This is a genomic window from Streptomyces sp. NPDC048417 (assembly GCF_040651615.1).
GTDB lineage: Bacteria > Actinomycetota > Actinomycetes > Streptomycetales > Streptomycetaceae > Streptomyces.
This window is the reverse complement of record NZ_JBEZKI010000047.1, coordinates 19,390-32,133: the sequence shown is the minus strand read 5'-3', so window position 1 is coordinate 32,133 and position 12,744 is coordinate 19,390. Positions and strand designations below refer to the sequence as shown.

Here is a 12,744-nt window from a genome sequence, read left to right as displayed (position 1 = left end):
CCCCATGGCATTGGTCCAGTCACGGCTGAAACGCTGGCCGTTCACTCCCGGTCAGGCGAAGTTCCGCAAGCTGTGGGCGGCGGAGTCCGTCTCGCAGATGGGCGCGCAGGTGAGCATGGTCGCCTTCCCGCTGGCGGCCATCCTGATCCTGAACGTCGGCACGGTGCAGGTGGGTTTGCTCGCCGCGGCCGAGCGGGCGCCCTACCTGCTCTTCGGCCTGCTGGCCGGGGTCTTCGTGGAGCGCTGGAACCACCGCGTCGTGATGATCGCGGCGGACTGGACCCGCGCGGCGGCGATCGTGACGATCCCGATCCTCGCGTGGACCGACCACCTGTCGATCGCCCTGATGTGCGTCGTGGTGTTCGTGGTCGGGGTGGCCACCGTGTTCTTCGACATCGCCTACCAGAGCATCCTCACCTCGGTCGTCGACCCGCGCGACCTGATCAACGCCAACCGCCTCCTGGAGAGCAGCGCCGTGGTCTCCCAGGTCTCCGGCCCCGGCATCGCCGCGCTGATCCTGCGGGTCCTGTCGGCCCCCTACGCCATCGCCGTCAACGCCGCGACGTTCGCCTTCTCGGCGCTCTTCCTGCACTCGATGGGGAAGGTCAGGGCCGAGCCGGAGGAGTCGCCGGAACCCGCGTCCATCCGCCGGGAGCTGCTCAGCGGGCTGGTGTTCGTCCGGAAGACCCCGTTCCTGCGCTGGATCGCCCTGATCGCCGGGACCTGGAACCTGCTGCTCCAGGCGCTGCTGGCGGTGTTCTTCGTGTTTCTGTCGCACGAGCTGCACCTGAGCGCGTCGGCCATCGCCACGGTCGTGTTCGTGGGCGCCATCGGCGGCGTGGTCGGCATCGCCGTGATGGGGCGGATCAACGCGTGGTTCGGCGTCGGCCCCACCGTGTGCATCGCCACCGGGACCAGCGCCGTCGGCGGCATCATGCTCGCCTTCGCCGGCGGCACACCCACACTGGCGGCGGTCGTCGTCGGCGCGGCCTTCTTCCTCCAGAACGCCAGCAACCCGCTGTTCGACGTCAACGTCATCACCATCCGGCAGACCATCACGCCGCAGCACCTGATGAGCCGCACGACCGCGGCCATCCGCACGATCATCTGGGGCGCGCTGCCGCTGGGCGCACTCGTCGGCGGTTTCCTCGGCGCGGCCATCGGCACCCGCCCCTCGATCGCCGTGCTCGGCGTGGCGCTGCTACTGCCGGCCGGCCTGACGCTCATCTCGCCGATCCGCAAGATCCAGGCGATCTCGGACGTGGAGCCCGAGCCTCCGTCCACGGACTCGTCCACCGATCCGAACGCCGATCCGGTTCCGGGCGCCGCCGAGCGCCCGCTCAACACTGCCTGACCAACACTGCCTGACTACCACTGCCTGACTGACTACCACTGCCTGCCTGACTACCACGGGGGAAATCGTGAACGTCAACGAGCAACAACGTCCCGCACTCCGGGACATCCGCCGCCGCACCGTTGCCGCGGCGGACGGTCCGGCGGTCACCGTCACGCCGCCGACCGCGGAACGTCTTCCGGCGACAGTCACGGCCGACGTGCCCGGCGTCGACCTGGCCGCCTGGCTGGCGGCGAGCCGCGAGCCGCTGCTGGAACTGCTGCACAGCCACGGCGCGGTGCTGTTCCGCGGCTTCGGCATCTCCGGCGCCGAGGGCCTGGAGCGGCTCGTCCTCGCCGTGTCGCCCGAGGCCATGAACTATGTGTACGGATCGACGCCGCGCACCCGCGAGATGCGGCAGGTTTACACGTCCACCGAGTACCCGGCCAGCGAGTCGATCCCGATGCACAACGAGCTGGCCTACGCGACGACTTGGCCGATGCGGCTGTGGTTCCTCAGCGACAAGGCGGCCCGGACCGGCGGTGCGACGCCGCTGGCCGACAGCCGCCGGGTGTACGAGCGGATCCCGCAGGCCGTCCGGGACCGCTTCGCGGCGCACGGCGTGATGTACGTGCGCAACTACGGCAGCGGCATGGACCTGACGTGGCAGCAGGCCTTCGAGACCGAGGACCCGGCCGAGGCGGAGCGGTTCTGCGCGGACTCGGGGATCGAGTTCACCTGGCTGCCGGGGCAGCGGCTGCGGACGCAGCAGGTCGCGCAGGCCGTCGTGCGGCACCCGGTCACCGGCGAGTGGACCTGGTTCAACCAGGCGCACCTCTTCCACCCGGTCAGCCTGCCGGCGGACGTGCGCGGGTCGCTGCTGGAGGCACTGGACCCGATCGATCTGCCGCGCAACGCCCTGTACGGGGACGGCACGCCGATCGAGGACGAGGTGATCGCCACGATCAACGCGGCGTTCGAGGCCGAGTACCGCGCGGAGGCCTGGAACGACGGCGATGTGCTGCTGATTGACAACGTGCTGACCGCGCACGGCCGGCAACCGTACACCGGACCACGGAAGGTACTCGTGGCGATGGCCGAGCCGGCCTCGTCGGTGCCGGGCGGTGAGCGATGAGCGCCGGCACCGAGGACGCGTTCGCGATCTCGCCGCAGCAGGAGCTGACGTGGCGGACGGCGAAGGCGCGGGGCGGGCGGGCGGTCCCGGTCACCGTGGTGGTCGAGCTGCGCGGTCCGCTGAACCTGGATCGGTTGTACGGCGCGGCCCGCGGCGTCATCGAGCATCACGAGATCCTGCGGACCGAGCTGCGGATCCTGGACGGCTACGTGACGCCGGCCCAGGTGATCCGGCCGCACCGGGAGCAGGTGCCCGGCGCCGAGACGGACGCCGCTTCGACAGGCGCCGCCGAGGACTGGTACCCCGAGGCGGTGATCGAGTCGACGCCGGTATCGCTGGCGGTGCGGCGCGTCGGCCCGAAGCTGCACGTGCTGCGGCTGCGGGCCTCGGCGGCCGTGCTGGACCGTGCGGGCGCGGCGGTCCTGATCGACGAGCTGGCCCGGGCCTACGCCTACGCCGACACCGACACCGACACCGACACCGGCGAGGCTCCGTTGCAGTACGCGGACCTCGCCGAGTGGCTGCGGGAGCGGGTCGGGGACGGCCGTTTCGAGCACCCGCGCTACCTGCGCGAGGTCGACGACGACACCACCGCGCTGCGCCTGCCCTTCGAGCTGCCGGTGCACTGCGGTGATGGCAGGACGGCCGCCGCCACGATTGAGCTGGCGGACGTCCTCCCGCCCGACTGCGCCGACCGGCTCGCCGCCGCCGGGGGCGACCTCCGCGACCTGCTGCTCGCCGCCTGGCAGGTCGTGCTGCACCGCTACACCGGCGCGGACCGGCTGCTCACCGGGCTGGTGGACGGCGGGCGCTCCGCACCGGAGCTGGCCGGCGCGCTCGGCCCGCTGGCGAGGCTCTTGCCGCTGCAGGTCGCCGTCGCCGCGGACACGCCGTTCCGCGACCTGGTGCGGCGCTGCCACGCCGCCTTCGAACACGCCGCGGCCGAGTCGGAGCTGTTCGACGCCGCGTGGTGGTCGACCCGGGACACCCTGGAGGTGATCGCCTTCGACCACGTTGACCTGGGCGCCCCCCGGGCGGCCGGCGACCTGCTGTTCGCGCCGGTCGCCGTCCACGGCGTGCACCCGGGCGCGGGTCTCGCGCTGCTCGTCGACCAGGTCGGGGCCGGCGCCGCGCGGGTCGCGCTCGGCTACGACCCGGCCCGGTTCTCCGAGGCCGACCTGGCCGGGCTCGGGACGGTGCTGCGCACCGTGCTGGCCCACGCGGTCGCGGACCCCGGCGCGCACGTCGGCGCGCTGCGCGTCTGGCCGGACGGTGCGGACCAGCCGGACCGGGCCGTCGCGGAGACGCCGGCCGGCGGCGCGGTGCGCCTCGTGCCCGCGCGCTTCGCCGAGCACTGCGCGCGGAACGCGGACGCCACCGCGGTCGAGGACGCCGCCACCAAGCTCAGCTACGGGCACCTGGACCGGTTCGCCGACCGCCTGGCCGCCCGGCTCGCCGCCGCCGGGGCCGGTCCGGGCTCGGTCGTGCCGGTCCTGCTCGAACGGGGCGCGCTCACCATCGCCGCGATGCTGGGCATCTGGCGGGCCGGTGCGGCGTTCACCGTCCTGGACGACACCACGCCGCCGGGCCGGATCGCCGCGACCCTCGCCGACACCGGGACCGGCGTCGTGGTCACCAGCGCCGCGCTGGCGGGGCGGCTCGCGGAGTCGGCCATACCCTGCCTCCTGACAGAGGATCTGATCGAGGACCTGCCGGACGAGGAAGCCCCCGCCGCGGTCCGGCCGGATCCCGATCCGGCCGCCCTCGCCTACGTCGTCTACACCTCCGGCAGCACCGGCCGGCCCAAAGGCGTGGCGGTCAGTCACGGTGCCCTGGCCACCTACGTCCACGAGGTCGGGCAGCGGCTGCCCGGCGCGGCGGGATCGTCGTTCGCCGTCATCACGACCGTCGCCGCCGACCTGGGGTACACGGCCGTCTTCTCGGCTCTGTCCTCGGGCGGGCGCCTGTCCGTCGTGCCGCGGTCGGCGGCCACCGACCCGGCCGAGCTGTCGGCCTGGATGAGCGATCACGAGATCGACTGCCTGAAGATCGTCCCCTCGCACCTGGCCGCGTTGCTCAACGCCGCCGAGGATCCGGCCCGGGTACTGCCGCGCCGATTGCTGGTCGTCGGCGGTGAGGCGTGCCCGATCGACCTGGTCGAGCGGGTCGCGGCGATCACGCCGGAGTGCGTGGTCGTCAACCACTACGGCCCGACCGAGACCACCGTCGGAGTCTGCACCTTCCCGGCCGGCGCGTCGCCCCTCGACCCGCGGGCCAGGACCGTGCCGATCGGCACCCCGCTGCCGGGCACCCGGGCCGCGGTCCGGGACGGCGCGGGCCAGCCGGTGCCGGCCTGGATGCCGGGGGAGCTGTACCTCTCCGGTGCCCAACTGGCCGACGGCTATCTGAACCAGCCGGAGCGGACCGCGGAGCGCTTCCTCAGCGCGCCCGAAGCGCCGGGTGGTGCGCCGGTCCGCTGGTACCGCACGGGCGACGTGGTCCGCGCCCTTCCCGGCGGCGAGCTGGAGTACCTGGGTCGTACCGACGACCAGCTGAAGATCAACGGCTACCGGGTCGAACCGCAGGAGATCGAGGCGGTGCTGCGCGGACACCCGGGCATGCGCGAGTGCCTCGTCACGGTCGCGGGCCCAGACCGGGTGCTGACCGCCTTCGTCGCGCTGGAAGCGAGCGGGCCCACGGTCGACGAGCTGAGCGGGCACCTGCGCACCGTGCTGCCCGAGCACATGGTCCCGAAGGCGTTCGCCGTCGTCGCCGCGCTGCCGCGCACCGCCAACGGCAAGGTCGACCGGGCCCAGCTGCTGGCCATGGACAGCACGGCGGGCCGCGCGACGGCCGCGGTGCCCCCGCGCGACTCGCTGGAGCTGCGCATCCTCGAGATCTGGCGGGCGATGCTGGGCTCGGACCGGTTCGGCGTCACCGACGACTTCTTCGCCGAGGGCGGGCACTCGCTGCTGGCGCTCCAGCTGCTTGCGGCCGTGTCCCGCAAGCTCGGCGCCCGCCTGCCGATCTCGGTCCTCTTCGAGAACGGCACCGTGGAGGGGCTCGCCCGGACGGTCCGGGCCCAGGCCGAGTGGCAGTCGACGGTGCTCGTCCCGATGCGTCCCGATGGCACCCGGCCGCCGGTCTACTGCGTCCACGCCGGCGGCGGGAGCGTCATGGGCTACCTCGACCTGGTGCGTGCGATGCCGGCCGACGTCCCGGTCTACGGCCTGGAAGCGGTCGGGCTGGACGGCCGGCGGGCGCCGGTGCCGCACGTCCGCGAGATGGTCGAGCAGTACGCCGCCGAGATCGGCCGCCGGGCCGAGGCCGACGCGGTGCCAAGCACGATCGTCGGCTGGGGCCTCGGGGCTGTCTTCGCCTACGCTCTGGCCGAACGGCTGCGCGGCCTCGGCCACCGGATCGGGACGCTGGTCGTCATCGACGGCGCCGCGCCGGACACGCGGGCGCTCAGGGGGGTGGTCGAGGGTACCTCCGACGACGACTACTACGCGGGCATGACCGACCGACAGATCGTCGAGCGGTTCGCGGCGCACTACGGGCTGCCGCTGACCGCCGCCGACCTCGCGGGCCGCTCCGTCGCGGAACAACAGGCCCTGCTGGCCGCGGCGATGCGGGACCGCGACGTGCTCACCCCGGACGCGGGCGCCGGGCACTTCGAGACGCTGTTCGCGCTCTACCGGTCGAACATCGCCGCCTGCCAGGAGTACGTGCTCGGTTTCCGGCCGGAGTTCGGCGACTACGACGTGCTGCTGGTCCGCACCGACGAGGAGTCGGCCGTCGTCGGGCCGGACGGTGCGCTCGGTTGGCGGACCCTGTTCGGCGACCGGGTCACGCAGGTCTGGCTCCCCGGCGACCACTACTCGGTCATGAAGCCGCCGATTGTCGGCCGGCTGGTTCCGTTCATCGACAAGGCACTCGAAGGCACCGCGTAGTGGCCTGAGTGAGGCTCCCGCCGGACCGCGGTCGTCCCATCCGGGTCCGCGCGGGAGCCTCACGCCCGCCTGGTCGTTCCAGGGCCTGTCCGGCGGACCATGCCGCAGACGCGGGGCCTGCCGCGTCCACCTGCGGCGTTGTCGTCGGTTGTCAACGTCCCCCAGCCTTCGGCCGGGGGTGCCCCCACCGCGTTGCCGCCCTCCTCCGCCTTGCAGTCGGACGCACCAGGCCCCGCTCACCGGCGCTGATGATGTGCCGTTGTTCTCCTGCGACCTGATCCGCCGGACAGGCCCTAGGTGCGATGGTGCGAAGAACACCCACATGGCGTCGATCTCGTCTGGCAGTGTCGGGGCAGTCAACGCGTGCGCGATCACCGGGTCGAGACATGCCACGTAGGGGTGGTCGAAAAAGTGGGACACGATGAACACCACTCGCGCCCTGTCGGGGGAGGACTTGTCCCGCAACTGCTTCGCGGCCTTGGCGGTCATCGACTGGGCTGTCTCGACGACATCGTTCGCTGACACTACCTTCGACCAATGAGTGCCTGGCTCTTCGCCTCGCTTCAGTGCCCGTCAGGCCGCTGCGTCGTGCTTGCGGAAGTCGCCGGGTATGGACTTCACCTCGAAGTCCGCGAACTCGACGCCGTTGCGGCCGAGCAGCAACGACAGTGCGTCGCTGTCCGCGTCCGCCACGCGGTAGACGAGATCCACGCCGCCGTCGATGTCTACGGCGGCCGGCACGATGCCGAGATAGGCGGTCGTCAGCATCGCCGCGAGATGCTCGCCCGCGGCCAGCTTCAGCCTCTTCAGGTCGCCCGCCGATACGTGCGCCGACAGCGCCTCCGTCGAACCAGTCCATCAGTTCGTAGGTGATGGCGATGACATGGGTGCCGATGGCCCCGTCGAGGCTCTTGGCGCTGTCGTCTGTCATGGGCGCGAGTGTGGCAGCAGCGTGAGACGGTCGCGAAGGGTCGGGGGCAACCGTTGTGCGACACCCCGTGTGGAGACCTTGGCAGTGGTGGCAGGTGGGAGAAGGCTCCGGCCGTCGCATCGAACGTGCTGTACTCCGCGGCGCGCCCTGGTCCGGCCTTGGATCAGCGGTCGGCGGCTGTCCGTGCGTTTGAGTCCGCTGCTGTGGGGCCGTTTGAAGCGCTGAGCAGGCCGATGGCGCTGATGACATCGCGTGGTGAGGTGGCGAGTTGGGGGCGGTGGTCCAGGGTCGCCTGTTGGGCTGCGGTGAGCTGGAGGACGTGGACCTGCCAGTCGACCTTGACGACCAGGACGGCGCCGATGCGTACGACCGCGTCTTTGGTCGGTTGCAGGGCGGTGAGGAGCGGTCCGACGTTCTGCATCATGGTCGCGGTGTTCGCCGCGTCCAGGGGCAGGAGCAGGCGTGCCTCGGCGATGTGTGCGGCGGTCAGGGCGCCCTCGCGGACGGCTCGGGACCGTGCGGCGCGGGAGATGGTGGCCCGCATGCGGCGGAACCAGGATCCGAGGACGGGGTCTTCGCGGTCGAGGACCTCGAGGCCGGCGGTTGCGAGGAGGGCTTCGACGGCGGCCTGGACGCCGGCGTGCGGAGCCTCGTCGGACAGGTAGATCGTGACCGGTACCGAAGCCGGCTCCGGCTCGGATGACCTGACTGCGGGCGCCTGCGAACGGTCGGTTCCGGCAGCTGCGTACTCGGACATGTCCCGGAGCGTGCGCTCAAGCTCTTGCACCGCCATGACCAGCGGTGGCACGTCTTGGATCAGCACGTACAGGCGTGCGATGACGGATCGCAGGAATTCCGGCGACGGGTCTGGCTGCTCAATCTCCACGTGCATGCGGTGGAGCATCTCGGCGACCAGCTCGGGTTCGGCGAGTCGCCAGCCTTGCATCTCCATCATCTGCTGAAGGCGCACGATCACTTCCAGCAGGCCGTGGGTATCCGACCGGAATGAGTTGGCTGGTTGGACGAACTGGTGGACTTGGGAGCCCGCTCCTACAGCGGAGATGTTCACCTGGGCGGCGCCACCGTTGATCACGATGCCGTTGTTGCCCGCAGAGCTCTGTCGCCTGTCGTCGTCGCCCAAGTCAATCGCCCCCACTCGCCCAATCCGATGGTGCGCCACGGCGCCAGGAGCCCAGCGTCCGACCCGCCAGACCTCTAGGTTATGCCCGCAGAACCACCCAACACTGAGACATCTCCGCAGTGTTCCGGACAATCCCGGGTTCCGGAGGCTACTTCTGGGCGGGTGTGTTTCCCTGTCTCTCTGGCGTCTGTTGTGTTTCGGTTCTGCCGGATTCGGGTGTGTTGATGGTTGCTTGGATGATGCCGTCGACGACGCGGTCGAGCGCGGCTGTGTGTTCAGGCGAGTCGAGTCTCTTGGCGAGGTGTTCGGTGGCCAGGAGGTAGCCGCCTCACAGTGAATGACCACAGCCGTCGACGAGGACCCGCCACGACATGCCTGATCATCGACTCTGAACGGGGGATTTCCGCGCGCCGGGCGCCTTGCAAGGAGCCGGGCTCTACCCTGCAACTCACCTGCCGGAGAAGGGGTAGGGGTCCCGCCGAGGACCCGGCGATCGCCACGCGGCCCGCAGCGGACGTCCGTTCGGGGCGCCGGGCGCGATCCGCAGGACGTCGAGGCGGCCCAGGCCGCCCGGGCCACGCTGGCGGCGGTCGCGTCGAGCGGGCGGCGCGTCGCGGGGGAGCAGCGTGTCCTTGCAGCGGAGACGCTGTGCCGGGTGGGCGATGCGCGCGGCATCGAGGCACTGCGGGCGATGACCCAGGACCCGGAACGGCTCGATGTCCTCGACCAGTGGCACACACCGATCCGGATGCAGATGCCCAGCCTGGCCATCGCCCCGATCATGCCGCACGAGACCGACGCCATGCGCCGCGACAGCCGGCGCGACACCAAGTCCAAACTGGAGGCACTCGATGCCCGACGCGACGCTCCCCGAGGCGGTGCGCCGGGGGGCCGCCCAAGTACGGGCGGCCTTCGGCACCGTCATCGGTGAGAACACCGCCGCGCAGGCCAGCCGGGCCAAAACCCGGCCGGGCGGCGGGCGGTGGTGGCGCAGGCGCGGCGTGACCGGCTCCGTGACGCGGGGCGCGGAGCTCATCGGCTCGTGTAGCGCACGCCGAACACTGCGCCGTCCGTACGTCACCGTGCGGCGATCAGTGTGATGAGTGCGGCCAGTCCCGCTACGCCGGTCAGGCCCACCAGCAGCGGATCGCGCAGGACCGGGTAGCGGTGTACTAGGTAGACGAGGCCGGCGAAGAGGAGCGTGCCGACCAGAACGAGCAGGAGGACGACGAGTTGGGCCAGCGGGGACACGGAGAGGTCCTCCGGGGCGGGGCAACACCGGAAGCTCCCGGTGCAAAATGCGGGTGTCCCGCTTGCCCTTGCGACGTACGCGTTCGCCGAAGCATCCGGGGTGGGCGCGCGGGAGGGGGCAGCCCATTACAGGTGACGTCCACCCGCACGTGGGCCGTGTGCGAGCATGAGAGATGGGGCAGGGAGAAAGCCGCCCCTTGGCATCGCGGGGTGGAGACGGAGAGTGCCGGAGCGACGGACTAGCGGCGCAACTCAGACGGCACCGCGGATCGTGAGGGCCTGCAATGGCGTCGGCGTAACGACCTGGAGCCCTGCTGCCGAACGACTCCAACCCCCGGCGACGAAATGTCGCCGGGGGCCGGATGTGGGTAGCGGGGGCGGGATTTGAACCACGCGACCTCTGGGTTATGAGCCCAGCGAGCTACCGAGCTGCTCCACCCCGCGTCGGTGTCTTTACCGTACGGCATCCGCGCGGCGCTGGCAGGGATTTATGCCGTCGGGCCGTCCCTCGGTCGGCCACGGGGTGGTACCGAGGTCACGCCGTCCTGCAGGTCGACTACTACGCAGAGGTGGAACGGCACGCTTCATGAGAGATCCACGGAGGTCGGTGGCTTGGGCTGCTGTACGCGGCCATGCTGGCCGGTCTTGGTGCAGGCGGGAAGCCGCCCATCTCTGCGGTGAAACAGGGGGCTTGGGAAAGGCTTGGTCAGGGGTGAGGTGGGGACTGCAGTCCGCTGATGCCTCGGCCTGTTGGCCGGGAGCACAGTCGTGCGAGGCTCCCGTCATGCCACACGATCACGCAGCGGTGAAAATGGCCGACCTCTTCGACCCCGAGCCGGAGGGGTGGGGTCTGCGCGGCGACCCCTACGTCTGGCGGTCCCTTCGCGACCACCTGTCCGATACTGACATTCCGACCTCGGTTGACGAGGTGGCCAGCCTTCTGCGGGCAACATTCAATGAGCTCGTGGGGCTTGACCTTGCCACCGCCCGAGAGCCGCACGTGTTCCGGGAGCAGTACGCGCACGGAGGCATGTCCAGCGGGCACATCGATCTCAACACTTGGAGGGATCGGTTGATGCCCATGATCGTGAAACGCGCGGAAACTCGGTCGAGTCTTCGGCGTTCAACAAGTCCGTAACCCTCACACCGCCCTCTGCCGACGACGTCCCGGACCTGGACCCGCTCCAGCTGTGACCCGGACCGCGGCGCCTCCCGTGCAGGCCCGTTCTCCTGCGTGAGAGGCGCTGCCATCCCGCGAAGTGGGCGGGGCTCCCTATGCCCCCGGCTGACAGCGGTTTCCCGGCGCCTGACCGACCCGGAGAAGCCTGGGTCGGGCCGGCCGGCTTCAGTACTTCCGGGCGGCAATGTCGTCCGTGTTCTCGCCGCCGGGGCCCGGCCCGCCCGCCGCCGTCCGGCCGCGCTGCGCACCGTACCGCCCGCTCTGCGTCGCTCCGGCGCCGTGCGGCTCTCCGCGCCCGGGGCCGTGCACCCGTCACCGCCTGACGCCAACCACCCGCCGCGCGCGACCCGGCGCCGCGCCCGGTTCGTGGGTTTGCCCAAGGCCTTATGCCGCACCCCGCCCCGTGCCCGCCATACCATCCGCCCGGCGCCCGGCCGGAGTACCGCGGTCCCGGAAGGGGGCACGCCTCCTCGAGGGGTTTGCGCCGTGCGGTGCGGCGGCCGGGCTCGCGCGGGCGAGGTACTGGCCGATCTCGGCGCGCAGTTCCCTTCCCGCCCTGGCCGCCGTGGACTGCTCCTGCGGTTCGCAGAGTTCGTCAGCGGTGAGGTCATCGACCCACTCGGTCGCGTACTGGAAGGCGCCTTCTTCCTCGTCGCGCAGCTGCTGGTCGTACTCATCGAGCTCGACCGTGGCCGCGAGCCGGGGGCGGCGCTTCGTCCTCCTGGCGCCGCTCGTCGGCGCGTTCGACGATCTCGCACGGGAACTCCGCCGGCGGTCGCTGTCCGGCCAGGCGCCGGCGCCGCAGGCGGCCGCACGAGCAACTGCTGTCCACGCTCGGGAAGCGGCGAGCGTCGCCGCCAGCCCCCGCTGACTGGCCGCCACTCGCTGCCGGTGGGCATCCCGGAGCCGGCAGCGGCGGCTAGCCTTCTGGGGTGGACAAGCAGTGGTTTGAGCCAGCCCAGCCGACGGAGGGCGAGGCGACCGCCCGGCACTTCGTGCGGGTGTGGGCGGAAGCGGTCATCCGCCAGGCCCGGCGTACCCGGGAAGCACGCAAGGACAGCGCCGACAACTCGCGGGCCTACGACCTCGCTGAGGATTTCAGCCCAGGCCTTGAGCAGCTCGAGCTCGACTTCCGCACGCAGTGGGCCGAGGAGCACCTCCTGGTGTGGTGCGCCTACCAGCTGGAGAGGTGGCGCGGGCGCCTGGCACGGGAGCGGGGCGAGGAGCCGCCGCCGGAGAACCAGGACCTGAAACTGGCCCGGGATGCGCTGGAGCATCTGGACGAGGCCGCCTTCGCCGACGACGAAGCCCGCTCGCCGGCGGAGAAGGGGAAAGCTGGCCGGGCCCTTCGCGATCTGCCCGGTCAACGGCTGCGCCTGTCGCTCGGCGGCGGCAGCCTCTTCGAGGTGCTGGACCCGGAGCGGCTGGATGGGGAAGCCCTCAAGGTCGTGAAATCCGTCGAACAGGAGCTGGCCGACCGGGCAGTGGCCGCCTACGCGGATCTCATCTGCGGACGGTGAGACCTGCCGTGCGGCTCCGGCAGAGATGAGCGGCGACGTGCGAGGCGGCCGCGAGGATGTGCACACGATCACGGCGGCGGTCGGCCGCGAGGCACCCGCCGTGCCGGACCCTGGGGGCTCGTCGGGTTCGCCCGCAGGCGAGGCCCGCGAGCTCTACGCTGCACCGGCGGACCGAGATGCCGCGCGCCGACGGTCAACTGCCGCCGCTTCAGCTGCCGGCGGCCGACAAGGCCGTGGCCGTCGCACTCAGCGCGCACACTTGCCGCAGGCGGCCGCCGCGGCCGGCCGGCCGGCCCGCTC

Annotated in this window: 9 protein-coding genes and 1 tRNA gene; 5 read left to right on the top strand and 5 right to left on the bottom strand. The window is 71.5% G+C overall.

Annotated features, from left to right (window positions below; translation table 11 throughout):
* Positions 1–4 precede the first annotated feature (4 nt).
* The 3 genes from AB0D59_RS46470 (at position 5) to AB0D59_RS46460 (ending at position 6,421) form a co-directional block, all read left to right on the top strand.
* Complete coding sequence (locus AB0D59_RS46470) at positions 5–1,354, top strand: MFS transporter (protein WP_362577885.1); 1,350 nt, start codon at positions 5–7, stop codon at positions 1,352–1,354.
* A 67-nt stretch (positions 1,355–1,421) separates the two neighbouring features.
* Positions 1,422–2,468, top strand: a complete 1,047-nt coding sequence (locus tag AB0D59_RS46465; RefSeq protein ID WP_362577883.1) for a TauD/TfdA family dioxygenase — start codon at positions 1,422–1,424, stop codon at positions 2,466–2,468.
* Positions 2,465–6,421, top strand: coding sequence for an amino acid adenylation domain-containing protein (locus tag AB0D59_RS46460; protein ID WP_362577881.1), 3,957 nt, complete (start codon positions 2,465–2,467; stop codon positions 6,419–6,421). Before AB0D59_RS46465 ends, AB0D59_RS46460 begins: the two co-directional genes overlap by 4 nt.
* Positions 6,422–6,994: 573 nt before the next feature.
* Here the strand turns inward: AB0D59_RS46460 and AB0D59_RS46455 are convergent.
* Positions 6,995–7,189, bottom strand: a complete 195-nt coding sequence (locus AB0D59_RS46455; RefSeq protein ID WP_362577879.1) for a hypothetical protein — start codon at positions 7,187–7,189, stop codon at positions 6,995–6,997.
* A 326-nt stretch (positions 7,190–7,515) separates the two neighbouring features.
* Complete coding sequence (locus AB0D59_RS46450) at positions 7,516–8,532, bottom strand: hypothetical protein (RefSeq protein WP_362577877.1); 1,017 nt, start codon at positions 8,530–8,532, stop codon at positions 7,516–7,518.
* Between the two features lie 616 nt (positions 8,533–9,148).
* On the opposite strand from AB0D59_RS46450, the gene AB0D59_RS46445 reads away from it, so the two are divergent.
* The gene (locus AB0D59_RS46445) at positions 9,149–9,424 is read left to right on the top strand and encodes a hypothetical protein (RefSeq protein WP_362577875.1); all 276 of its coding nucleotides are present in this window, start codon (positions 9,149–9,151) and stop codon (positions 9,422–9,424) included.
* Positions 9,425–9,570: 146 nt separating this feature from the next.
* On the opposite strand, the gene AB0D59_RS46440 is transcribed toward AB0D59_RS46445, so the two are convergent.
* The 3 genes from AB0D59_RS46440 to AB0D59_RS46430 all read right to left on the bottom strand — a co-directional run bounded on the left by AB0D59_RS46440 (position 9,571) and on the right by AB0D59_RS46430 (position 11,806).
* Positions 9,571–9,744: a hypothetical protein gene (locus tag AB0D59_RS46440; RefSeq protein WP_362577873.1), complete on the bottom strand. Its 174-nt coding sequence runs from the start codon at positions 9,742–9,744 to the stop codon at positions 9,571–9,573.
* Positions 9,745–10,113: 369 nt separating this feature from the next.
* Positions 10,114–10,188 (bottom strand) — tRNA-Met (locus tag AB0D59_RS46435).
* Between the two features lie 1,120 nt (positions 10,189–11,308).
* Positions 11,309–11,806, bottom strand: a complete 498-nt coding sequence (locus AB0D59_RS46430; RefSeq protein WP_362577871.1) for a hypothetical protein — start codon at positions 11,804–11,806, stop codon at positions 11,309–11,311.
* Positions 11,807–11,856: 50 nt separating this feature from the next.
* Between AB0D59_RS46430 and AB0D59_RS46425 the strand changes: the two genes are divergently transcribed.
* Positions 11,857–12,444, top strand: coding sequence for a hypothetical protein (locus tag AB0D59_RS46425; protein ID WP_362577869.1), 588 nt, complete (start codon positions 11,857–11,859; stop codon positions 12,442–12,444).
* Positions 12,445–12,744 lie beyond the last annotated feature (300 nt).